19 protein-coding genes are annotated in these 25,642 nt (G+C 38.0%); 3 read left to right on the top strand and 16 right to left on the bottom strand.

Going from position 1 to position 25,642, the window contains the following annotated elements:
• Positions 1-707: 707 nt before the first annotated feature.
• The 4 genes from ACERII_RS17145 to ACERII_RS17130 all read right to left on the bottom strand — a co-directional run bounded on the left by ACERII_RS17145 (position 708) and on the right by ACERII_RS17130 (position 4,980).
• A complete protein-coding gene (locus ACERII_RS17145) occupies positions 708-1,964 on the bottom strand; it encodes an ABC transporter permease (RefSeq protein ID WP_373643962.1) in 1,257 nt (418 codons plus the stop codon).
• Positions 1,957-2,895: an ABC transporter ATP-binding protein gene (locus tag ACERII_RS17140; protein ID WP_373643961.1), complete on the bottom strand. Its 939-nt coding sequence runs from the start codon at positions 2,893-2,895 to the stop codon at positions 1,957-1,959. The genes ACERII_RS17145 and ACERII_RS17140 overlap by 8 nt, the downstream gene beginning before the upstream one ends.
• Positions 2,896-3,119: 224 nt before the next feature.
• Positions 3,120-3,962: a mechanosensitive ion channel domain-containing protein gene (locus tag ACERII_RS17135; protein ID WP_373643960.1), complete on the bottom strand. Its 843-nt coding sequence runs from the start codon at positions 3,960-3,962 to the stop codon at positions 3,120-3,122.
• A gap of 61 nt (positions 3,963-4,023) precedes the next feature.
• Complete coding sequence (locus ACERII_RS17130; protein ID WP_373643965.1) at positions 4,024-4,980, bottom strand: calcium/sodium antiporter; 957 nt, start codon at positions 4,978-4,980, stop codon at positions 4,024-4,026.
• A 509-nt stretch (positions 4,981-5,489) separates the two neighbouring features.
• Between ACERII_RS17130 and ACERII_RS17125 the strand changes: the two genes are divergently transcribed.
• Positions 5,490-6,053: a hypothetical protein gene (locus tag ACERII_RS17125; RefSeq protein ID WP_373643959.1), complete on the top strand. Its 564-nt coding sequence runs from the start codon at positions 5,490-5,492 to the stop codon at positions 6,051-6,053.
• A gap of 251 nt (positions 6,054-6,304) precedes the next feature.
• On the opposite strand, the gene ACERII_RS17120 is transcribed toward ACERII_RS17125, so the two are convergent.
• The 6 genes from ACERII_RS17120 to ACERII_RS17095 all read right to left on the bottom strand — a co-directional run bounded on the left by ACERII_RS17120 (position 6,305) and on the right by ACERII_RS17095 (position 12,292).
• Complete coding sequence (locus tag ACERII_RS17120; RefSeq protein WP_373643958.1) at positions 6,305-6,763, bottom strand: hypothetical protein; 459 nt, start codon at positions 6,761-6,763, stop codon at positions 6,305-6,307.
• Positions 6,764-7,555: a P-loop NTPase family protein gene (locus ACERII_RS17115; protein WP_373643957.1), complete on the bottom strand. Its 792-nt coding sequence runs from the start codon at positions 7,553-7,555 to the stop codon at positions 6,764-6,766.
• Between the two features lie 196 nt (positions 7,556-7,751).
• Positions 7,752-8,774: a phosphotransferase gene (locus ACERII_RS17110; RefSeq protein WP_373643956.1), complete on the bottom strand. Its 1,023-nt coding sequence runs from the start codon at positions 8,772-8,774 to the stop codon at positions 7,752-7,754.
• Between the two features lie 150 nt (positions 8,775-8,924).
• Positions 8,925-10,547: an ABC1 kinase family protein gene (locus ACERII_RS17105; RefSeq protein WP_373643955.1), complete on the bottom strand. Its 1,623-nt coding sequence runs from the start codon at positions 10,545-10,547 to the stop codon at positions 8,925-8,927.
• Between the two features lie 268 nt (positions 10,548-10,815).
• Entirely contained in the window at positions 10,816-11,550 is a 735-nt protein-coding gene (locus tag ACERII_RS17100; RefSeq protein WP_373643954.1) for a hypothetical protein, read from the bottom strand.
• Between the two features lie 187 nt (positions 11,551-11,737).
• The gene (locus tag ACERII_RS17095; RefSeq protein WP_373643953.1) at positions 11,738-12,292 is read right to left on the bottom strand and encodes an NUDIX hydrolase; all 555 of its coding nucleotides are present in this window, start codon (positions 12,290-12,292) and stop codon (positions 11,738-11,740) included.
• 411 nt (positions 12,293-12,703) lie between these two features.
• On the opposite strand from ACERII_RS17095, the gene ACERII_RS17090 reads away from it, so the two are divergent.
• Positions 12,704-13,345 (top strand): hypothetical protein, encoded by a 642-nt coding sequence (locus tag ACERII_RS17090; protein WP_373643952.1) that lies wholly within the window; start codon positions 12,704-12,706, stop codon positions 13,343-13,345.
• A gap of 39 nt (positions 13,346-13,384) precedes the next feature.
• Positions 13,385-13,603: a hypothetical protein gene (locus tag ACERII_RS17085; RefSeq protein ID WP_373643951.1), complete on the top strand. Its 219-nt coding sequence runs from the start codon at positions 13,385-13,387 to the stop codon at positions 13,601-13,603.
• 662 nt (positions 13,604-14,265) lie between these two features.
• Here the strand turns inward: ACERII_RS17085 and ACERII_RS17080 are convergent.
• The 6 genes from ACERII_RS17080 to ACERII_RS17055 form a co-directional block, all read right to left on the bottom strand.
• Entirely contained in the window at positions 14,266-15,957 is a 1,692-nt protein-coding gene (locus ACERII_RS17080) for a hypothetical protein (RefSeq protein ID WP_373643950.1), read from the bottom strand.
• Between the two features lie 162 nt (positions 15,958-16,119).
• Positions 16,120-17,862, bottom strand: a complete 1,743-nt coding sequence (locus tag ACERII_RS17075) for a methyl-accepting chemotaxis protein (protein ID WP_373643948.1) — start codon at positions 17,860-17,862, stop codon at positions 16,120-16,122.
• 215 nt (positions 17,863-18,077) lie between these two features.
• Entirely contained in the window at positions 18,078-19,094 is a 1,017-nt protein-coding gene (locus ACERII_RS17070) for a glycosyltransferase family 2 protein (RefSeq protein WP_373643946.1), read from the bottom strand.
• A gap of 2 nt (positions 19,095-19,096) precedes the next feature.
• Positions 19,097-19,747 carry a hypothetical protein gene (locus ACERII_RS17065; protein WP_373643944.1) on the bottom strand — a complete coding sequence of 217 codons (651 nt, stop codon included), beginning with the start codon at positions 19,745-19,747 and terminating at the stop codon, positions 19,097-19,099.
• Positions 19,744-22,203 carry a beta-glucosidase family protein gene (locus ACERII_RS17060; RefSeq protein ID WP_373643943.1) on the bottom strand — a complete coding sequence of 820 codons (2,460 nt, stop codon included), beginning with the start codon at positions 22,201-22,203 and terminating at the stop codon, positions 19,744-19,746. The genes ACERII_RS17065 and ACERII_RS17060 overlap by 4 nt, the downstream gene beginning before the upstream one ends.
• Positions 22,204-22,349: 146 nt before the next feature.
• Positions 22,350-25,214, bottom strand: a complete 2,865-nt coding sequence (locus ACERII_RS17055) for a glycoside hydrolase family 3 protein (RefSeq protein ID WP_373643942.1) — start codon at positions 25,212-25,214, stop codon at positions 22,350-22,352.
• Positions 25,215-25,642: the final 428 nt, after the last annotated feature.

Raw genomic sequence — 25,642 nt, 5'->3', positions numbered from 1 at the left:
TCAAATAGAAGATAAAAAATGGCTACCCCAGCAAGTCATAATTCGGATGACATACTGAAGCAACCACTTTTTACTAAATCTGTTATTGTAAGATTGACTACCACTAACTCACGAATTTCAGCAGAGACTCTATGTTTTTTGATACAAATCACAGAATCTCTTTTGCGTGTATCTATTGATTCTGTTTCTTTATACTAATATGGTGTAAATGAATTTTTGAGCTTATCCCTATAACGCTCCAATCTTTTGATTTTCTTAAATGTGATAATTGAACACAGTGTTACGATTATAAGCATCAACTCGTGCTCTTCTCCCCGATTATCAATTATGCTGTATTGAGTATTTCTGTTCATATTGCTTACCTCCTCATTAAAGAAAATTATTTTCGATAGCTTTTTGGAAAAAGGACAACTACCAGTTTTCATTGGCTTCGAATCCAGTCTTTAAGAAAAGCGCATGGCGCCCGCCTATAGGCGAAAAGCAAATGTTCTGACCGATAAAAGTGCTTTTTACTTTTAATCGGTCAGGTTATTTGCACGAGTCGATGGCGCCTGGAGCTAGACAACTTTCTAAGTAGAAAATGTTATACTTTCTGCTTATCTTTAAATAAAGACTTCCGTCCACTGAAAACAGACAGTCTTCACGCCCCTTTATTTCGCCAACCGAAGGAAGCAGTGAGAACCGTCCCCACTGCTTCCCACTGCTTCCTACGCGCGGATCCACTTCCATATTTCACCTGGCGTTGCATTCTTCCCGTACATAAGAATACCAACTTGAAAGATTTTTCCCGCTAGTTTCATAAATATCCAGATACTTGCGAGCAAGATCACTAAGGAGATACTAATTTCAATCCACGGCCACTCCTCTAATATGGAGAGGCGCATCAACAATACACCTGGAGATGTAAAAGGAATGTACGTACCAATTTGTGCCATTAATCCACTTGGATTACTAAATACCGGTCCAATGAAAATGAACGGTAAAAATGGTAACATCATAACCATCCCTTGGAAATTCCCTGCCGTTGTCATATCCGCCATCGTGGCACCAACTCCGACGAACAAAGCAGCAAATAATAAGTAACCAAGTATTGCAATAGTAACAAAAAATAGTAACTCTGGAACAAATAAGTGTTCAAGCAAGTGCATCATATCCATTCTCCATAAAAAGAATGGCACAAGGAGCACAATCGAAACGAACGCTTGAATTAGTCCTAAAACAAAATAACCGTAAATCTTCCCTTGCATCAATTCTCCCGGTGTTATGGATGCTAAAATGATTTCCGCAATTTTATCCTTTTTCTCCTGAGACGCACTTTGGAAAATCGCCATTCCTGTAAACACAATAGATAGCATGATAAAACCGGCAAAGGCTCCTGGAACAGCACGGTCTAACCCTGCAAATCCTTCTGTCTCACCTTCCATCACTTCTTCTTCCGAAACAGATCCTTCCTCCATATTTGATGCATCTACTATATCAAAAGAAACTCCTCTAGAGATTACTTCTAATTCCTCTGCAGTTAAACCTAACATCTGCAATTGCGTAGCTAAAAGTGGTCCTTCTAAGACCTGCACTTGATTTAAGAAGTAGGGATTTATCTCCTCACTCGTATAGACGGATACAACTCCTGAATCTAAAGTTTGCTCATCAAGAACTATTAACGCCGTATGCTCTCTTTCCTGAAGCAACTCTTTTAATTCACCATATTCCGAATCTGTCTGTTCGAGCTCCCAAAGAAACCCTGTTTGTGACACCGTTTCCTCTAGATGTGGAAAAACACCGAGCTGATCGTTCACAAAGACTGTTGTTGAATCTTCCTGAAATTCATCGTCTCCCCCAAAAAAGGATCCTAAAAGCATAAATGCAATAATAATAATCGGGGTAATAAATAACCCTATAACAAAGGTTTTATTTTTCAAATTTCGTTTAATTTCCCATTTTGCTACCTTCATGGAATTACGCATGTACATCACCTACTTCTTCTACTCTTCCATACTTATCTGTCGCAATATCAATGAAAATTTCATGTAACGATATTCGATTCAGTTTTAACTCGTGAATCGTCAGTTCCTCTGGCAGTTCCCTCAACCATTTCGCAGGTTGTATGTCCTTTTCTAAATAAAGTACCCATTGCTCACCAGTCTGCTCCACCTTTACCACTTGTGGAATTTGCTCTAATACAGCCTGTTGATTTGCCGGTCCATGGACCGTACATTTAAAATTGGCATATTCGCCTTTCACATCATTCAAGCTACCGTATATTATTTTTTCGCCGTGTTGAATCATAAAAATACGGTCACACATCTCCTCCACTAAGTTCATCTGATGAGAGGATAGTAAGATTGCCGTTCCATTATTGGCCAAAGATCTTATTTCATCCTTAAAGATCTCTTGACTAACAGGGTCCAATCCAGAGAAAGGTTCATCAAGAATTAATAATTCCGGCTCATGGAGAATCGCACCAATAAACTGCACCTTCTGACCCATCCCTTTGGAAAGCTCCTCCACAGCCACATTTTCCTTTCCTTCCAAATCAAACTTTTTTAAATAAGCTAATGCCCGCTCCTTTGCTTTTGCCAACGGATAGTCCTTCAAGTCTGCCAAGTAAAGGAGAATATCCATGACCTTCACATTTTTGTAAAGCCCACGTTCTTCAGGCAAGTAACCTATTTTATTCCTCGGAATCCCTTTCCCCGCGTGGTTATGAAATGTAATCGTTCCCTCATCAGGATAAAGAATCCCCATAATATTACGTATCGTCGTTGATTTTCCAGCACCATTTGGGCCTAAAATAGCCATGATCTCCCCTTTACGAACCTCAAAGGAGATTCCTCTCAGTGCTTGCTTATCCTTGAAAGACTTCGTTAGTCCTTCTACTGTTAAAACCACATCCAAAGCTACTCACCCTTTCCTACATAAAAATTCTCTGATTAAGAGACAAGCCCATATTTGTAACTCACATATACTTTTACGTACTAGTCACAGAAAAGGTTTCATTCCCTATTCATTGGTTTTTCCCCATTTTTTTAACGACTTCGAACTCCCTCTTCCTTATTTGGAAAACAGAGTTGAAGCAGTGGGGAAGCAGGAAGCAGTGGGGACGGTTCTCACTGCTTCCTTTAAGTCAACTTAAATTTTTCGGTATCCTTCGATACTTGTAAAATTTGTTTCCAGAGAAAATCTTCTGTAGTCCTTACTTCTCGTGGGTCTGATAAATAGCGCAAAGTAAGTTTGATATGTCCTTCTTGAAGAGAAATAAAAACACTTGGTGTTAACTCCTGATAATGGAGGAGATATTTCACGGAAGCTTCACGCAACTTGTTTTCAGCTTCTTCTGATATTTTACCTGTGTATTCTATTAATATTGTTTCGAACTTTTCCTTTGCTTCTGCCCAATCACTGTCCATGGTGACTCGCACTTCAATTTCATTCCATATATATTCAAACCCTTTATTCGCATTGGATATTGGGTGAAGGAAGATAAAATTATTCGGTATATGTACTACTTTCCCTGTACTTTGATTTGACTTTTCACTTGTCACTACTTCCATAACCACAAAGTGAAAAATCTTTTGATCAATAACATCCCCTGCACTGTTGTTCACAAAAATTCTATCTCCCACTTCAAATGGTTTTTGTACTAGTATAATCAACAAAGCCGCAATGTTTGTAAAGATTTCGCGTAAAGCGATGGCAATTCCAGCTGAGATAAAACCAATATATATTGTTAAATCTAACCTTGCCTCGGACCATATCATGATTATGATAACAATCATGATCGCGATATGTAAGTAATACAGCCTATTCCTTGTCGTATAATAGGCATTATTTCCCTTCATTACTTTAAATAGTAGCTTATTCATAAAGCTAATCAGCTTTATATAAATAAGGAATATTACTATTGATATGAAGAATTTATATATTATTGGATTTTCATTTAAAAATGTGATAATTTCCTGCAACGTTATTTCCCCTTCCACTCTCCCGTGAAATGGAAGCAGTGAGAACCGTCCCCACTGCTTCCTAATTTCTTATTATGATAAATAGGATGTATATGACATATGCTGCTGCTAATAAGGTTCCCTCTGTTTTCCCTATTGTAAATCTTGTTCTTGAGAATAGTAATAGGAAAATAGTCAAGATAATCATTAATATGACGTCTACGAATAACTTACTTTCCACTGCTAATGGGGTAATGACCGATGCTGTTCCTAAAACAAATAATATATTAAAAATGTTACTTCCTACAATATTTCCTAGTGCGATGTCCGTCTCCTTTTTCACAGCAGCAGTAATAGAGGTTATTAGCTCTGGCAATGATGTACCTACAGCAACGATAGTTAAGCCAACTAATGTTTCGCTCATTCCAAAGGAAGTGGCTATCGTTGTGGCATTTCTCACCACAATATCCCCACCGAAAATGATGGCTCCCAGTCCACCTATTGTAATGAAAATATTCCTTGTCCACTTGATTTCTTCCTTTGAGTTACTAGTCGCATCACTTTTTCCACGACTACGTCTTGCTACTTCAAATATATAATATAGAAATATTGTAAAGAATAACAAAAGGATGAATCCATCACTTCGACTTAAGTTGTTTGTACTAAAGGCTTGAAGAAACATATCACTAATTAGGATTAACAATGCCACACTTGCTAACAAGGTAAAAGGAATCTCCTTACGTATTGTCTCACTTTCCACACGAAGTGGATTTATTAGTGCGGTTAATCCTACAACAAGAGTGATATTAAAAATATTACTCCCCACAACATTCCCAATAGCAACACCAGCGTTTTCATCCAAAGCTGCCAGAATACTTACTGTCGCTTCCGGTGAGCTGGTACCAAAAGCCACGATCGTCAATCCAACAAGCAAAGGGGATACCCTTAATGCCGTTGCAAGATTGGAAGCACCTTTTACAAAATAATCTGCACCTTTAATAAGTAAAGCAAATCCAACAATTAATAGTATATAGGCCATCATTCATCGTCCTCTTTCTTAAACTAATTTCATCCCTTATTCTGCATCTTTACGTAGCATGTAAACCTAATTAAATTTTCTAGATTAAAAACTATTTGTTTTATATGTAGTAAATTCGTTCACTCTACCTTAAATACCTTTTTCCATTTGTTTGTAAGCCATTGTAAGTTGTTTTATCCAGCTAATTTCTGGACTTTAATTACCGTTGAAGGTCTTTAAATGGAAGAGAAATTCTTTAAAAATGAAAATTTTGGTCCAGTTTTTCTCGGATAAAATTTTTCTTGCGACCTATAATAATCAGGTCTACCTTTTGATTTTTAGGTAGCTTGAATTGGAGGTGCATTACCATCGATGGAATGTTCATCTTCCTTTTGTTACTTTTCTTGGTTTGCTCAACCGCATTATTTTTTACGATGTTCAGAAATAATCGGCCTGAGCCTGCACCAGCATATGTAACAAAATCGGAACCTTCATTACCGTCATCAAGACAATATGAGGAGGAATTCGCCATGGATAGAGACTTAGAAGAAATTTATGAAGAGGGAAAAGCAGAAGCAGGATCACAGTTAGATCTTATTTCAGCTAAAGTCGACGAGGAAATTGGCGAAGAAATATCTCCTTTAAAAACACAGCTTCAATCGATGCAAGATATGTTGAATCAACTTCAATCTGCTGGTCAACAATCAATGAATATGGGGTCTATGGGTCAGTCTAGTCAAAACAATCAACAATCCCAAGAGCTTTTACAACAAATGCAGCAGTTTAGCTCACAAGCTCAACAACAGCAACAAAAAACGTTCCAGCAGTTACAGCAATCCATTCACCAGGCTACACAAATGTTAACGAATGTGGAACAATCCTTACAGCAAGTGAACATGTTAAACCAGATATCACAGCAAATTGATCAAACTCAGCAACAATTACAACAACAGCAACAACAATTGGTGCAAGGGCAGAGTCTGGGGCAGAACCAATATTCGCAAAACCAAGGCCAAAGTAATTACCAACAAGGGCAACAATACGGCCAACAACAGTATGGCCAGGGATCAGGATTGAGTCAACAAGGTCATTAAGTCATTGGCAAAAACGAGTGTCACAATTCGTGGCACTCGTTTTGTTGATATATGTGTGCATGTTACTAAGTATAGGTATAGGTATGTTTATTGACGGATGTGTGAGTTTGAAATTTGGCTTCAGATTTGAATAGCGATAGCTCTTTTATTTTGAAGTTCTTATTAATTCCAAAAGAACATTTTTTTGGAATCTCGCCATTATTTCGTTTCGCTACACGAAGGAAGCAGTGAGAACCGTCCCCACTGCTTCCTTACTCTACCTTGGCAACGCCTAATGCGAGATGTTCCCATAGAACCTCTTCTACTTTCTCCACCAATTCCGTTGGACAGTCTACAACTAACACCACTTCTGATTTTTTTCCTTTTATAACCCTTTTTCTTTTATGAACGACTTTAAAAATGATGTAGTCGATAAGAAAGCCAAGTATAAATCCACCTGCTGCGCCAATCAGCCCCCAATAAATGGGGCCCCATTCTAAAACAAAACCTACACTTGCTCCAACAACTGAAAATGCGGTTCCAATAGCTGCGCCTTTATCAAACAAACTAATTCCATCTGCCCGATGAAGGGTATCAAACAACCGTCTTTCCTCTACTCGGTTTGCAAGGGGAACTGCAAGTATATGCTCACTCTTTACACCTACTTTTTCCAATGATGAAATAGCTAATTCAAGATAGGATGAGTGTTCAAACGTAGAGAATAGTTGCATTTATTTCACCTCATTCACTGACCATGGAATATTCACACGATATTGTTGGTACTTTTCCTTTAAAAAATTTTGTTGTTCGCTCTCAAATAGTTTGTTGTTTTCAACAGTATTCACATAGGAATCGTATACGGAAAATCCCATATGAGAAGGAATGAACAAAAACCATTGTGGATCAATCACTTGTGTTGCCTTACTAATCTCCCCCAAAAATAGATAATGAACAGCAATAAGTATATCTGAAAAGTAAATAAACACAATCATAAAAACCATCGTAAAAAATGCTGTTAACACTCGGTGGATATATAACTGTCCTAGCCCTGGCATAAGAAGAGACCATATGACTGACATTAACGGTCGTCTTTTATCTAAGTAATTGATTTCAAAAGCACCGATAGTATACGAGTTGAAGGATGCATTCTCTCGTTCTGCTAACAGGTACACTTTGTTCATATCCACAGAAGTTCGATAACTATCCCAGATGGAAAAAATATAGACAGGAATATACAAAAGCAACAGTTTCGGTTCAAGCACCTCTTTTGCCATATCAATATTCCCTGTAAATGAATAAACCATCGCCTCATTTATATTAGCCATATTATTCACAAAAATCTCCCAAATAAAAAGGGAATAACCTCTAAGGTATTTCGATAATAATAGATGACCAAATCCAGGAAATGCCGCAGACCACCATGCAATGATATATGGGTTACGTAAATGGAGTTGTGTAGTACCAATAGAACTAACATGTGCCTTAAATCTACGTTCATTATTTGTGGACTTGTAATTATTCATATCATAACCTCGACTTACATAAGTTTAGGTTAGTGTTTACAATGATTGGAATTTTATTCAGAAGCAGTGGGGACGGTTCTCACTGCTTCCTTCGTTTCTCGAAATAAAGTGGTCGATTCCTTAGGTTCTCCCACTTAGTAATTATGAAGAAGATCCTTTTCCACATGCAGATTACCACTCATTTTTCCCCAAATAACTACCTATTTACGTTCTCCCACAATCGAGCTAATTTTCTTCCGCCTCCATCTATCCAATCTTCATAGGCAGCTGTTTTCCCAATCTGTTCCTTCAGCACCGAGGAATCATCGATACCATCTAAATACCTTCCTAAGAAATGAATAAACACATCTAATCTTCTCAATAAAACTAGCACTGGTAATGCTTCTATCTCGGAATCCATTAGTTTCATTGTTGTGGCCAGACCTAAAAAGAAATGGTGAAGCTTATCTAAATAAATAGTTTCCTTTCCTTCTTTCGAAATGATTTCTGAAATGCAGACAGCTACTTCCATGATCCGAAGATCCCTAGTAGTAAACTCGAAGTCCAATATGGCATTTATGTGTTGATCCGGCCCTACTAGAACATTGGATTCGTTTAAGTCTCCGTGAATGATTTGATGTGGCAGCTTTTGGAGCTGTGGCACACTCTTCTTGAAGTCAACAAGCTGTGATGAGATCCAAGAGAGCTCCTTTTGGAAATCTATAAATTCCTTTGAAGGTTTGCTACACCACTCCACCACCTTACTTATGGGGCATTTCGGGTGTGCATACTCAATCTCATAATACGGCCGATAAATGAATGGCTGTTGCAACTCAATTTTGTTTAGAGCCTGCAGCAAATAACCTGCACTTTTTCCAAACGATGAAAGAACTTTTTCCGAGTTAAAAACAGGATTATCTCCTTCAATGTAGTGATAGATGCACCCGATTTTTTTAGAAGAAGGCAACCTCAACAAGGAGACACCATCCTTTATGACTGGAGACGGAACGCTAAAAGGCAGGTCCTCCAGTTGATTCAGTTTCAATAAAACCTCATGCTCTAGCTTTACTTTGGATTCCTCATTATGTGTCTCGTATATACGTAAGATATATTTCTTCTTATTTTTTTCTAAGTAACGCGTGGTGTTGTTATAACCACTTTTCCCTTGATACACTAACGTTTGTGATTTTCCTTGAAAAAAATAATCTATTAGGTAATCAAATTCTTCATTTCCACTCATTCTAGCTATCCCTCGCAATCCCTGAACTATTTCCTTTCAAGATTATACGATATATCATGTGATAGCAATTCAGGAAGCATGGGGACGGTTCTCACTGCTTCCTTCGGTTTTCGAAGGAAGCAACGAGAACCGTCCCCGATGCTTCCACCTCTAGTGCTTCCGTTTTTCATGCATAAACCGCATCCACTTTTTCAGTTTATGATTTACTAGTAGATAGCCTATACTTGAAACGGCGGATACCCCGGTAGAAACCTGCAATAGTAGCTCGTGGGAAGTGTAGATCCCCGCTCCAATCCCAAGAAAACCAAGGAGAGTCAATTGGAATAGCTGCTTTTTATAATTTTCATAGATGGTAAACTGAAATGTTCTTCGCAGTTCTTTTTCTTGCATCTCCTCCATCTTTTGAGGTAGCTTGAAAAATTCAGTAACAGTATAGAGAAATTTGAATAATGGCTGTGACTGAAGCCAATGCCAGATAAACGACCATTTTTTATTCCCATGAGTATCTAACCAATCCATAAATTCTGGTTTCACTATATCTACGATTTCGTCTTCTGACGCAAGGCTTAGGATAATTCCTTCCAGAGTGACGAAAGATCTTCCTAGGAAAACAAACCTCGTTGGAACTTGAATGGGAAGAGCTTGAATAATATCATTCATCTCCATTTTTAACGCAATCATGTCCACCTCTTTCAATTGAGAAGGAGTAACAGACATCCATTCCTCTAACAACCTTTCCATTGTCTTGGGGTCCGCTTCCGGAAGTAAGAATCCTAAATGCGTTAAACACTCTACTGCTTTCGAATAGTTTTTCGCTAGAGTGCTTTCTATCAATCCTTGAAAATAGGTTGCGTCCTTTTTCGAAATTTCCCCTATCATTCCAAAATCAAGGAGAATTATTTCCCCTTTCTTCGATACAAGCACATTTCCTGCGTGAGGATCAGCATGAAACTGGCCAGGCTCAAGCCACTGTGGAAGGAATACCTTGATTAATCGCTTCACAAGTTCATGGCGACTAATCTCTAAAGAATTTACCCCATCCTCGTCAGTAAACTTAATTCCTTCTACCCACTCCATTACGATCACTATTGGTGTGCACAGCTCAGAATGGACAGAAGGGATCTTCACTCCTTCCGTTTCCTTAAACCGATCTTGAAAGGCTAACAGCGTATTTTTTTCTTGTGAAAAATCAAGTTCTCTCTCTATCACATGTTTCAGTTCTTTAAACAAAACCTTAAAATTAATGAAGTTTTTAGGAATGGGAACAAAGTGATCCGCAAACCAAATAATAATTTGCAATGTCCGAAAATCTGTTTTTATGATCTTTTGAATATAAGGTCGTTGTACTTTAATCGCAACCTCTTGTCCATCTTTTAACGTTCCCTTGTACACTTCCCCAATAGAAGCAGAAGCAACTGCTTTTTTCTCAATAGAAAGAAAGTGTTCCTCTGTTGGACCTCCCCATTCCTTCTCTAGAATTCTTTGAATATCGTTCCATTCTGAAGGAGGAACTTTGTCCGTAAGATCTTGTATTTGCCGAATAAAACTATGTGGCAACAAGTCTCCTCGTATGCTTAACAGTTGACCAATTTTGATTAATAAACCTTCTAACTCAAATAACGTTTTCCGAAACCTCTTCCCTATGCTATCCCATAGTTTTTCCCAATCAGCCTCTGGTTTTTTCCTGAATTTATACCAGTAAACCTGCAAGAAAATCACAAAAGCCATAGACAAAACTTTCCACATTCTCCGAACCTTACTCTTCGTCTTCATTACTCGCCACCCATTCTGGAAGCATCGGGGACGGTTCTTGGTGCTTCCTTTTTAGTATTCTTTCCATAATAACTGTCCAATTCCTTAATGTACTAAATTTACGTAATTAGAACACAGGTGGTTTCAAAGGAAAAAACAGATGTAAATTCAGTGTTGATCACAATTAAAAAAGTGCCATCCCCCCAGTGCAGTAAGCATTCCCACTAAGAGTATGACACATAAGCTTAATTAGAAATCTCCTTCAATTTAGAAGCACTGAGAACCGTCCCTACTGCTTCCACTCCAGCTCTTCACTTTCTAGAAACTCTAGATAGTTAACCTCGTTAATTATTACGTATTCTTTATATTTATTACTGTTCTCAGTTGATTCTCGAATCGTCATAAAACCTTCTTCTTTTAAAAGTAAGGTAAACGTACTATTCGATGCCTTGTTATGACCTCCATAGATGGTGATTGTGTATCTAGAACTTTCATAATTATATCCTTCTTTGAATTCTATATCTTTAAAGTCAGCGAGCAGTCGTTCAATTTGGGCAGTATCTTTTAACGTCAGCCAAGCAGCGCCGCCAGAATGTTTAGTAATATCCACTTTTTCTATCTCACTTACCTCTAGTTTTTCGTAAACAACCTCTTCAAATGATGTATACTTCCTCTGCTCTAATACGTCGGTTATACCTAGAAAAGTGATCACACTAACGACCATTAGGAGGAACGTGGCAATATGCTTCGTTCCCTCCAAATATTTCCACTCTGTCCACGCTTGAAAACCAAGTATTGTTGCCTTGACCGTTGCAAAAAACCACATCATCGTTCTATCATCCGATATATCTACCACCGTAAAAATAAGGAGAATAACCGTCCCTATGATGATAATATATCCCCATATTTCAACAAGTTTCCCATCCGATTCCGATACGTTTTCAAATTCTCCCGTTACAAATCTATCTGTTAGTTTATTTATAAGAGCAATAAAAATCCCCATGATAGAAAGCAATATATACAATACATCTCATCTCCTTTTGGAAGCAGTGGGGACGGTTCTCGTTGCTTCCATTTTCTCTATACAACCAACAACAGTCGTAGCCAACCTTGATATTATGATATTTACGAATGAAAGGGAGATGAGGTTTCAAAGGAAGCAGTAAGAACCGTCCCCATTGCTTCCACTGCAAAGGAAGCATCAGGCCATCTCAGACGGTTCTTTCTATGATCTTTTTATAGACTTCCTTCATGTGGGGTTCGTCCGAATAGCTGTCTAACTCCGCTAGTGGAATCCACTGAACATTACTATTTTCATCGGGCTTCACGACTAGGGGTTCATGCTCGTCGGCCTCTAACAAATAGGCTACGTTAATATGTAAATGAGGAGCTACGTATTTCCCTCTTTTTTGATGTCCGAACACAGGTAATATATCTAACGAAATGATATCCTCGCTTACTGGTTTCACATATGTAATACCCGTCTCTTCTTTCACTTCTTTCATAGCAACAAATAGTAAGTCTTCCTCCCCATCGGCATGGCCTCCGGTCCAAGACCATGAGTTATATATATTATGATGAACCATGAGAGCCTTGTCTCTCGTTTTGTTCACAACAAATGCAGAACTTGTAATATGTACTAATTCATTCTCTCTCGTCAAAACATTCGAATATGTTTCCAAGCAAGACAGGGTAATCTCTTTATCTTTTTCTTCTTGTTCATTCCATGCAGCATAGTTTTCTATACTTTCTCGCCAAGTCATCATACATCCCACTTTCCAACTAAATATCGTTTTGTACCATGCTATCATACGTCATTGCCATTTTCATTACCAAAAAAAGTGCCTAGCCAATATTACCAACCAGGCTAGACACACTAACGTTTCTACCATTGCTTTCATTTTATTAGAAAGGCTAGACCATTTTTAGAAAAACAGTTAGCTATTTAACTATTCAAACTAAAACAATAACAACTACAAGTACCCGATATAATTCTACCAAATTTTTCTAAAGGATTTATCTTCTGACATCTATACTATCGTTTTTCATGAAAAACTTGGACCTTGTCAGACTGAAAAGATATAATGATCTCAAAAGATAGACAACCTTCAGAAAATAAATGGATCAACCGATTACTACTTCTTCTTAGTTTTCCAAAAAAGAAAGGAGCTTTCTCTATGCCGCTAATCAAAAATCCTTCGCGCTTACCTGACTGGTGTGAGATGAAATTCTATGAAATTATAAAGCTACGTGCTGGGAATTCCCCTATAAAAATCGAGCCCACTGTCCATCCGAAAGAGAAGTGGTTTGTGTGCGAGGGCTCGTGCGAGATTCGTATCGATAACAACATTAGAAAGCTACACTCCAAAGACCAATTTGAAATACTCCGTGAAAATGTAAGTACTATAAAAATACATGATGTGACTGAAGATCTAGTTCTCATCCGTTTGTGTGGGGATTGGGGTGAGGAAACAGGGGGATCAGGCGTATTTTCTATCAGTGCCACGAAGGATATTGGGAATAAGGGAGATCCTACTGATTACCCAAGAAACACAAGGTTCGATAACCATTATCACGATTATGATGAATACTATATTTTTTACGACGGAATAGGTGTTGTTGTTTCAGAGGGCAACCACTATATCGTTTCAGAAGGTGATTGCATTGCAACTGGCATGGGGCATCATCACGATATTCCTCTTGTCGTGGAAACGCTGAAAGCCGTCTTTTTCGAAACTACTGTACTAGGGGAAAAACGAAGAGGACATCTTTGGAATCATACTCATGGCAAGGCAAATCCAGATCCGACTCGTGTTTGAATGAAAGGATACATGGCATCAAGAAAGGCGTGATACTTTTTGGAAAACTATAGTGTAACGTTTGTAGAATTTTTACGACTTTTAGACGTTGCGGTAAAATTACTTCAAAACAATATTGGATTAAATGACGGGGAAATGATCACCTATCGAAGTATTTATAACCAGTTACAAGAGACAGAAAAGCAATTCATCAAAGATAAATACGGGGAAACTCTCGACTTCTTAGAGAATTATTCTGGGCTTAGAAAACGGAAATAAATTGATTAACCGAGAGTCCTCTCGGCAAGTGAACATTCTCGACGATACGGTAAATCGAATTACTAACATGGCTGCGATATAGATGAATCACATATTTTAGAACAAGCGATCCGACTATTTGGATCGCTTGTTTGCTTTATTTTTAAAGGTAAACGATGTTGGTCCAAATCTGACCTTTGATATTAAAAAAAGGTAAATGGATCTTAAAGTCTTGGTGCTTTTTTGTGTTTTTCCTCTTAGTGGAACGTTCTGAACTAATTTCTAGTGCAAATCTCGATTAGCAGTTACCTTTTTGGTGAGTAAACAATCAAAATAACGCTTTCAAGATGATTTTTTACACCAAATTGGATCGTTTCATTTCCATATAAATGGTTAATTCAACTAATCAGCATTAGAATCTTACAACATAATGGGTGTATCTAACAAATTAACTGCGGTATCTAACAATTAGAAGGAGAAAACTAACAAAATCATTGCGTTTTCTAACAATTTGAGCATGATATCTAACAATTCGTCGAAAATTGTCGAATAACCTACGAGAATGCAACTAACAAAACCATCTCCCACCTCCTAATGAAAACAAATCCCATCAAAAAATCTCCAAATCAACTAAAAAAAAGTGCCTGCCCCACCGTCAAACGGAGGAGACAGACACTATTACTTTAATTCCCATCTGGTAACCCAATTCCTTTTACCAACGTTGTTATTTCTTCCCCTCTTTTTAAAAGGAACAATTCCCAATCACTAACAGTTTCGAACGTACCGTCTGGGAACAGATATCCTCCAGATATAAAGCCACCACCATTGATGAAACTTGGAATATCCTCCAGTTTATCTTCAATCGCCGCTTGTAAGGAAACTAAGGCAAAAGGCTCCAACATATCAAATTTTGCATTGATTCTTGTGGAATCTTGTAAAAAGTACCCTTTATGAAAACTTCGGTCCACGATGTTATCACCAATCACTCTTCCTAAATTCAGATACTCGTTACATTTCGTAGCTTTATAAAGATCAAGAATGGCAAACAGTGCTACTGGATCGGAGCAATCTGTATCAAGATTTAGACTTACGCCCCGCCCTGGCTCATATCCTATCTCACCAAAGTCATTTCCTTTTGCGATACTTCGTGACATGTTCCAAAGCTCCATATCCCCAGTATCTACAAAGGCTCTTGAGTAGGACAATAAATAACCACTATGAGCAAAAAAACTTGTTAATTCTCGACCAGCTTTTCCATAGTACCCACTTCGTTTTAACACATATCCCGTAAGGTCGGTTCCGTCGGTAAACATCGTACGGAAAGAGTTGGTTTCAGGAATGTACGCATACTTGGCAAAGCTCTTTAACCCTTGATATGTCCAATCTAAAATATCCTGTGCATCTTCGCCGATTTCTTCCGCAATTTGCAGCTGCATCAAAGCATTTTTACCATAAATAGAATAAGCACCATTCTCACGAAGAACCCTCGCTTCTAAGGCCACCTCTCCAAATTCAGGTCCAAATTGTCTCTTTGCTCGATCCCCATATCGACTTAACGTTACCGTATCGTCATCCGTATCTTCGGTTTTCTTCGGTTGGGTAAATTGATACGCACCAAGACCTGTTTTCTCATCTCTCGCTACAACAAATTGATACCCAAGATGCTTTGCCCATTGTAGCGCACCTTTATCTCCATTCAACCGATAAAGCGTTGCGGCAGCATAGATAAGATCATTTCCTGTATTAATAAAAGAAAGACCTAACGATTCACGAAATGGAGGCCGTTGTACCAATTCATGATTCCAAACGTCTCCTACTTCAAGCCCATACTTCCCATGCCTTCCAACATCAACATCATCCCAATCATATACATGGGCATTCCAAAACGCTTTTATAAACTTGGCTGTTGCCTCTGGATCCACCTCGTACATCAGATCATAAAAAGGTAAGCAATTCTTCAACTCATGCACATATTCTTTTTCAATTGGACCTACTGGCTCCAACGTCTTCAGATCGATAAACTTATGGCCCCCCCATTGCAGCAACCCGCTCTTATCAACCAGCTGGTCAAAATGGTAAGCGATTGCATTTGTGGCAGCTGCTTTATATTTCGGCTCATCTAGGACAGCACTTAAAGACGTTAAGGTTCGAAAAAGATTTTGTTGAGTTGCCATATTCGAAACAACTACTTCCCCTATATCAGAGAAGTTCCACTTGATATGTTCCAACGTATCAACATTGATTCCATCGGAAAACAACGGGGATGGATTCTCCCGATAGTTATCCCGTCCGTGCTCTAACACATTCTCACAAAACTCCACCACAGCATTAATTCTCACTTTATCATTCTCTAATACTTGCTTATCCTCACCCATTTTCCATCGCCTTCTTCTTTTATATTTGATTTGTAAACCCTTTCTTTATTATATATCAAAACAGGAAGCAATGGGTTGCTTCCTGTTTGATGAAGCATCGGGGACGGTTCTCATTGCTTCCTTTTAGATAAAGGAAGCAGCAAGAACCGTTCCAAAAGCTTCCTATTCTACTTTTTTAAACTTTTGTACATGATGATGTAAATCGTCTACTATTTCTTTGTTATGATCAGCTTCATTAGATATACTAGTGACAGATTCTAGTAAGCTGTTAGTACTTTCACTAGAGTCTATTACAACACCTACGCTATCATCCACTGCTGATGATATTTCTTTCATTCCCTCTACCATGCTCGTGGTTATTAAGTTAAGCTCTCCTGAACTTGTACTAAATCTGTCGAGCATTGATTTAATTGTATCAACATCCTTTTGATACGTATTTGCCATTTCAACAAATTCATCATAGTCATTCAATACATTATCCGATATATAAGACATTACATGATTAGCATTACCAACCAATTCATCTACAGATTTTGTTACTAATGTACTAATGCTTTGAATATGACTTGCTGTTTCTTTGGTACTTTCTGCAAGTTTTCTTATTTCCTCACCTACAACTGCAAATCCTTTTCCAACACTCCCCGCTCTTGCAGCTTCAATGGAAGCATTAATAGCAAGAATGTTTGTCTTCGATGAAATATCAAGGATATTGGCAGTAAGTTCATTTATTTTTTCAACAGATCGACTATTTTCAATAGACGATTCCATTGTTTTCTTCATATTCTGCATAACCTCTTCCATTTGATGTTTACTTTGAATAGAGTTTTCTCGAACTGTATCGGCACGTTTCACAATCGAACTTACATGAACGGAATTTGATTTTGCATCATCAGCGATATCATTTGCTGAAGAAAGAACATTTTGTGCCCCATATTCAAGGTTCTGTAACGTACTGCTAATTTCTTCCATACTAGCCGACAATTCATTCAAAGAAGATGAAATCCTAGATGTAGAATTTTTACTTTCAAGAATATCAGTTCTAATATTCTCAGTAGATTTATAAATCAACTTGGAACCTGACTTGATAGAAATCATCGCATTCTGTAAGGTATCCAAAAACCTATTAATTCCCTTCACCATCTGACCTACTTCATCTTCAGAATCGATATCAATTCTAGCTGTTAAATCTCCCTCATTTTTTTCCAGCTTGCTTATAATATCATGAAGGCTTTTGTTTCCTGTTACTAAAGGAGTAATAATAGTTTTCACGGATATCCAAAATGCAGCAAGTGCAGAGATAACGAAGATCACTGCCATCGACCAAACAATGACTGTCGACCTGTTCACTCTAGAATTAATAAGGTTAACCTCGTGATCAATACTGGAATCCAAGACTAGCTGAAATTCCCTTTCTGATGCATGCATAACTTCTGATAATTTTTGAAAAGCGAGATAGCTTTCATTCGCAGATGCTCTATTTCGTTGATTTATGTACTCTCCAATTAAAGCAGCACTATCAAGATAGGCTTCCATATCTAAAAAGTAAGGAGCATATGCATCCTTAAGTGAATTGTTCATTGCTTTTTCTGAAAATTCATCCGTTATTCTAGCAATTTCAAAAATACTATCTGTCGACGATTCTACACTATCTAAAACGTTTTCAGATATTGCGTTAGAATTCACTCCATCACTTAACATGTATTCCTGGATGGACAATTTAATTTGACCCATTTCTTTCGATAGCTTTACCTGCTCATATTGCAAATTAACAAAAGAATTAGAAATTAAATTCGATGATAATTGAACCTGGGAATTAGTTATTCCGCTTAACAAGGTATTCAAAGTGAAAAGAAATGTTAGAAAGATCAAAATATATAATATACGTTTCCCTATCGACTTGCGCATATATTCCCTCCTGTTATATGCTATTATCTTTTTTTACGTGTTATTTTTAAAAATCAAAGAATAAATGTAAATAAGAATAATTCCTATTATAAGATAATGAAAGTACCCTTCACTTTTAAAAAATTTGATTTGCCGATCCTATTCACAACGTTCCTACTGTTCCTCTCCTTTTTAAAGGAAAGGAAGCAGTGAGAACCGTCCCCACTGCTTCCTGATTAGTTAAATCCTACTAATTTTTGTGATACCTTATAGGCACCTACTGAGATTCGACGTCCAAAGCGTCCTGGTAAATTGACAAGGTGGCCCATAAACCCGAACCTTATATTATGATACAGTTTAGAATCTTTTTCTTTTATATACTCCATTAACTCTTTTTTCTTTTGTTGATTTTCTTTTGTTCCGGAACGAATTAACAGAATAGATGATATGACGGTAACAATCTCCAACTGGTGCATCATATAGTGCTGAAGCTTTGGACTTTTAATATCTTCCAGCTTCACTTGGTCAATCATAAGTTTGTTTACTTTGATTTGCTGGTCAATTCTTCTTATCATGACACTCTCATTAACAGATTGATCTTCTCTTCCAATGAAATATCTATATAAATCAACATTTAGATAATAGATACTTTCAACATGGCTAAGTGGCTTGTACACATATAAATTGTCCACATAAAAAGTATGCTTAGGAAGCTCCAAGTTACAATCTCTTAATACCTGTGTTAGATAAATGATGGAATGCATCATCAAGTATTGTCCTTTTCGAAAATCTTTTATATCATCCCAAGAAAAGATAGCATCCTCTGGAAGTACATCATCATATTTCATAACCTTCTTGTATTTTGCCCCTTCTTTTTCATAAACAAAATTACTTATGAGCATGTCGACAGGTTTGTTCTCTGCCACTAAATCACGAAGGGTTTTTATTATTTTTAAGTAAGCACGGACGTCTACCCAGTCATCACTATCTACTACTTTAAAAAACTTTCCAGTAGCATTTCGGATACCTGCGTTTACCGCTTCGCCGTGTCCACCATTTTCCTGATGTATTGCTCTAACCATCGAAGGGTATTTTGTGGCATATTCATCAGCAATTTCTGCCGTTTTATCAACAGACCCATCGTTGACTATGATTAGCTCAACATCCTCCCTCCCGGGTAAGAGGGATTCGATGCAATTTCTCATATAATCTTGAGAATTATAGCAAGGAATAACTACTGATAATAATTTCATGCTTACACAACCTTTGCTGGTTTTTTAGGATCTTCTGGAACTTGCTTAAAGATTATTTTAAAGATTGGGAAGAACACCCAGAAAGAAATGGCACTATTGATAATCATTGTAACCACATCTGCTGTCGTTTCCCCGAAGGAACCCCAACCTAGTGTGTCCATAAAGAATCCATAAACAGGTGTTTGGTATAATCCTAATGCAGCAGCAGCTATTATGGTAATAATAACATAGGCAACGAAATACCAGAATGCCGCCCTCCAGATACTGCTGTTGGATTTAAAAGTAATACTTCTTTGAGCAAAGAAGTTAATAATCTGTGCAATCGCAATCGTCAATTGAACGGCTAGGAAAAAAGCAAGACCGCCACCGCCGCCATCGGCAATTGCCCCAGCTTGAAAGTCGAATATATAATAAGGGCTACCATCGGTGTTCGTACCAACCTGCCAAATTTGAAAATTAGTACTAACTAATGCTGTCTGAGCAAAGATACTTCTAAAAAGAGGCATCAATACGAACTGAAGCACGGTCACCCCGTTACTAAGCATAAAGAAAACAAAGAATTGAGCACTATTTGGGTGCTTTTCTTTTATTCTATTCCAAAAACCAATTACTCCAGAAAAGAGGTTGGTTTGTTTTACACCTTCCTTACTCATAATACCTCTCCTTTGCTGCTACTACTAGCGTTAATTATTCCCTCACCTTTCGCAGCCTTTAACATCTTTTTTCTTTCCCTTAACACATGACGTAAGCCTTTAAAGAATTGTCCGTTTACGATCATTAACACTCCATCTAACATCGGCATATTCATAATACCGCCTGTCATTCTGGCCATACCTCTAAACGGCATATGATAGACTGACATCATGATGAGGTTTGCTGTGCTTCGTTTTCCAATCTTCCAAAGAAAGGAATGGGAAAACTTAATCGCCTTAAAGGCAAATCGAGCAAACATCCCCTTCGCGTACTGACATTGTGCAATGGTGTCATTGTAGCCAAGTGGCTTTGTTCTGTCCCATTTAGCTTCTGGCACCTTATGTCCAAGGAGATTTTCAAACTCTGCCAAAGTAACATTACTAGCTTTCCCAGAATAATACGAAGGAAGCTTCTCTTTTTCATAAGGAAGTGGTGCCCCTGTTCCTTCCACAAACAGACTTTCTTCTAATCGAATATCCGCACTTGATGCACCGATCATGATAACATATTCCGCTTCTTCAATTTCCCATTTATTCGTCACAACATTAAAGTAACGAAACGTTTTATCATCAAACGGAATGGTTACTGTCTTTGATTCACCTGGATATAAAAATACTTTCGTGAATCCTTTCAATTCTTTCTTCGGTCTAAAAATGGCGTCGGACGAGCAACCTACATACAATTGTGCCGCTTCCCTACCAGCAACCTTCCCGGTATTAGTGATTGTAAAGGTAGCGCCATCCTTTGAAAGATTCATATTAGTGTATTCAAAAGTTGTATAGCTTAATCCATATCCGAATGGATAAAGAACGTTCACATTTGCAGTATCGTAATAACGATAGCCAATAAAAGGACCTTCTCTATACTCCACACTCACTTCCTTACCTGGGAACTGGTGATATGCAGGAGTATCCTCATAGCGAATTGGATAAGTTTCTGCCAGTTTACCTGAAGGGCTCACATCCCCAGCTAAAATACGAAGAATAGCTTTCGCACCAGCCTGACCACTTAAATAGGCATGTAATAACCCTTTCACCTTGTTCACAAATGGCAATTCTACCGCTGCACCACAAGAAAGGATAGCAACTATATTAGGGTTAACTTCATATAAAGCATTCACTAATTCTATTTGGTTTTGAGGGATGGACATATTTTGGCGATCTAACCCTTCTGCTTCCGTCACCTCATCCAAACCAATATAAACAAGAACCACATCTGCTTTTTCAGCTAGAGCAACTGCTTTTTTCATTAATGTATTATTTTTCTTTCCGTATCTATCAAATCCTTGTTCAAATCCGATACTGTTAATCCCTGCTTCTTCAAGGGATTCCAATGTATTCTCCAAAGTGGTTGGATTAACAATCGAAGACCCAGCACCTTGGTAGCGCGCTTCTTTCGCAAAGTCACCTATGACAGCCACTTTTTTCCCTTTTGGAAGCGGAAGAATATTTTCATCATTTTTCAACAAGACGATAGATTCCTCGGCAACTACTTGTGCCATTTGATGATGGTTCTGAACATCGAACTCTTTTGTAGGCTTATTAAATGCTTCTTGTGTGGTAAAAATAAGATCTAATAATCGATCCACACACTCATCTAAAACTTCTTCTTTTATTTTACCAGCTTGGATTGCTGCCACTATTTCTTTGTTCGTTTCCCCAGCAGTTGTTGGCATTTCTAATTCATTCCCAGCAACTAAACCAGCAACTCGATCATTACTTCCTCCCCAGTCCGTTACAACTACACCTTCAAAATTCCACTCATCGCGGAGGATTTCTCTCATTAGGTGAGTATTTTCATTCGTATACTCGCCATTTAACATATTGTAAGCGGACATTACCGTTTTTGTTTTACCTTCCATTACGGCAATCTCAAAGGCAGTTAAATATATTTCACGAAGAGTTCTTTCATCCACGACCGTATCTATGGACATTCTTCGTTCCTCTTGATTATTTACTGCAAAGTGCTTCACACAAGCTGATATTCCATGGGATTGAATCCCTTTGATCATACTTGCTGCTAATTTCCCTGCAAGATATGGATCTTCACTGAAATATTCAAAGTTTCGTCCCGCTAAAGGACTTCTCTTCATATTAATTCCAGGACCAAGTAGAACATTCACCTTCTGTGTAACAGCTTCTTCACCAAGGTATTCACCCATTTTTTCGCCCAGCTCTTCATTCCAGCTGTTTGCAACTGTCGCAGCTGTTGGAAAACATGTTGCTGGGATACTTGGATTTAGACCAAGGTGGTCTGCAGCATCTTTTTGTTTCCGTATTCCATGTGGTCCATCAGCAAGATAAATGTTAGGAATGCCTAAACGTTCAACATCCTGTGTTTGCCAGAAATCTTTTCCCGACATTAATGATGCTTTTTCCTCTAAGGTCATTTTATTGATAATGTCTTTGTACTTCATTACACATACCTCTTTTTGAAATTTGGCGGCACTCACTAGGAGCACCGCCAAACAGATATTTTGTAGTTAGCTTCGCAGTTACAAATATAGTTTTGTCAAAAAGCAAATCACATTACGAAACTATTCTCTAGTTGTTATTCGCTCTATTAAGCTACATTTACAATGTTCTCGTCTCTTCCCTTCGGCTTGCGAAAAGTGAAGTAGAAACCTCCGATGATTGCTAGTAGAAGAACAATGTCAACAGCTATTGTTACTTTTACCCAAGTTGGCGTATCACTGCTTAATGGGTCGTTAATTGCGCTACTGTTTGCAACATTATATAAAATATTGTGAGAAGCATCTCTCATAGCCCATAATGTGTCATTGCTACTAGTGTTTACTTCAGGTACTCCGTATGGTGCAACACCCGTTAAGAAAAGATCATTCCCGTTACGAATTCCTTTTTCGAACACCATGTAAGGATAGAAATCCCCTATATACATATCCGTAATAACTGTACCATTGAATCCCCACTCATGACGTAACACTTCTTGAAGGAGACTAGAATTTGCACCAGCCCAAACTGGACCAATACTATTAAAGCCAGACATCGCACCACTTGCTCCGCCTTCTTTCACGGCGATTTCAAAAGGCTTTAGATAAATATCTCGGATCGTTTGCTCATTTGCCCAAGTCATCACACCTAGCGTACGGTTTTCCTCTTGGTCATTTAAAGCAAAGTGCTTCATGTATACAAATCCACCTTGGCTTTCAAATCCTTTGATTTTGTTAGCAGCCATTTTACCAGATACTAGTGGATCTTCAGAATAATATTCAAAGTTTCTTCCACTGAATGCGGAGCGGTGGATGTTGATACCTGGTGCGTACCATCCAGTTACTCCATAAGCTTGACCTTCCGCACCAACAGCTTCACCCATTTGAATTGCTAAGTCTACATTCCATGTTTGTGCTAGTACAACCCCAGCTGGGAATGCAGTACCAGAAGTGTCTGATCTTGAAGTATAAGCTGTGATCCCTGACGGACCATCGTAGTCATGTGTTATTGGCTTACCTACAGATTCCACTTCGATTGTACGATAACCACCAAGTGTAACTAAATCTACCATGTCATTAACTGATAATTGGTCAAGTAGATCATTCCATTTCTCATCGTGGAAGTCCACACCAGTAAAGTCCTCTAAAACTAACCCATTATCCACACCAGTTGTCGGCGCATCTGTATGCGTATCTTCTGGAATATCATAACGATTGCTGTTAACCATATTTACAAAGCTTTCGTCTACAAGTTTTCCTCGAACCGTCTTTTCACCGTTGTCCGTATTTACTGTAAACTCTTCATGATTAACTAGTTGATCTAGGTTTGCAAATCCATTTGCTCTTGATAGGTAAGTAGTTATACCGCCTTCACCTTTAACAAGCTCATCAAACTGGTTTACAGGAACTTGATTATCTGTTGAACGTCCTTCTTCAAATACCACAAGGGATAGGTTTTCTGAACCTACTTCTGTAATTTTTTCATGAGAGTTGTTCATTAAGTAAAGTTCATAATTACCTTCTTCTAGTACATAAGCACCATTGCTACTATAAATACCGTTGTGGTCGTAAGCAGCCATGTCTTCTACCTTGAATGAAATAGTAACCGTTTCTGATTCACCCGGTTGAATGATATCTGTTTTCTCAAACGCAGCTAAGTCCACTGCTGATCGTTCGATGTTACCTGTATATGGAGCAGAGAAGTAAATTTGTACAACTTCTTTACCGGCAACCTGTCCACTATTTGTTACGTTTACTTCAAAACTAATATTTTCATCATCCCAGCTAACACTTCCTGGAACTACTTCTTGTTCAAATGTTGTATAGCTTAATCCATATCCAAACGGGAATTGTACTTCATCATAATAATTGATGATACCTTCAGCGGCCGCTGTTTCGTAATAACGGTAACCAACATAAATTCCCTCTGTGTAATCTACGTACTTTAAAAGTACATTCTTTTGATCAACTGCGTGGGAGAATGTTCCATCTCCATTTTCAAGAACATAGTTGAAGTCACCAAAGTTTGTCATTGCAGGTGGGTCTAGTAAATCTCTTGTATAGATGTCTACCGTTCTACCAGATGGGTTTACTTCACCTGCAAGGATAGTTCCTAAAGAATCAAATCCATTTTGCCCAGCCCCACCAACAGAAACGATACTCTTAATTTGGCTGTAGTTATCTACCCAGCTAAGCTCAAATGTGTTACTGCTGTTAACAACTAAAACAACGTTATCAAAGTTTTCTGTAACGATATCTACCATATCTTGCTCACGGTTCGTTAATTGAAGATAATGCTTGTTAGGATCTAAGTCGTCCTCATGTCCGTAACGGAATCCTGTTGCACTGAATGGACTTCCGTCTGGATCAAATGTATCTGGACCATCCATTACTCGTGGAAGGTCTGCACCCTCACCACCAGAACGAGCGATAAAAATAACGGCTGTATCAGAAAAATCTTTTGCTTGTTGCATTCTTTCTTCTGTATAGAAATCAGCTGCTAACGGCTCTGGAATCGTCCAGTCTTGACCATCCATGTCAATGATAGGTCTTTCAATACCAGTAGCTACATAATCACTGTATAATTGGTCGTTTATTTCAAAACCTGCATTCTCAAGACCTGCTCTTGGATTAACTGCAGTGTCTGCATTTACTTTACCGGAACCAGTTCCCCCATAAATCGGGTTCGTAAAGCTCCATCCAAATACGTTTAGTTTTGTAGATGCTGCTAAAGGTAGCATGTCTTCATTATTTTGAAGAAGAACGATACCTTCATCTGCGATTTGTGATGCAATAGTTTCTGAATGATCACGTGCCTCTACTGCTTCAGCACTTTCTACGTCAATTTCATTAAAGTACATGGTAATTACGTCTGAAAAGTGAGCTAGTGCCACATTTCCAGCAATTCCAATTAGAAGTACTAAGGATAAAAATATACTCATAATAACACGAAATTTTTTCTTACTCTTACCTGACATTGTTTTGCCCCCTCTTGAAATAATTGTTGTCTAATTGTCGGATCCATTCTCGAATTTCTAGGTCTCTTAATGTACAAAATCAGGAGACTGTGAGTGAAAACCTTTAATATTTTCAAAGCAAGATAGATCCATTTTGTAGATTGCAAAGGCATTCATTTTTTTGACTTACCCTTACAAAAAAACTTTATCATATATTTAAGCCCTTACATTCTTCTTTCATGAACGGTTAGTATTTTTGCATAAACTGTTTTTTTAAAGTAAAATTAATATGCAAATAGTTTTAAAAAAGGCCTGCTATCCATTTATTTTTATCTTATTTCCACGTAATTCCTAACCACCTACGAGTCTTGATCCTTCTGTAATAATCAACATTGCAAAAAAATCAACTCTGATCTTTATTTAAAATAGATTTGATAAGGCAACAAAAA

The sequence above is a fragment of the Evansella sp. AB-rgal1 genome, from assembly GCF_041820985.1.
Classification (GTDB): domain Bacteria; phylum Bacillota; class Bacilli; order Bacillales; family Salisediminibacteriaceae; genus Evansella.
Note: the sequence above shows the minus strand (reverse complement) of the source record. Positions and strands in the feature narration are given on the sequence as shown.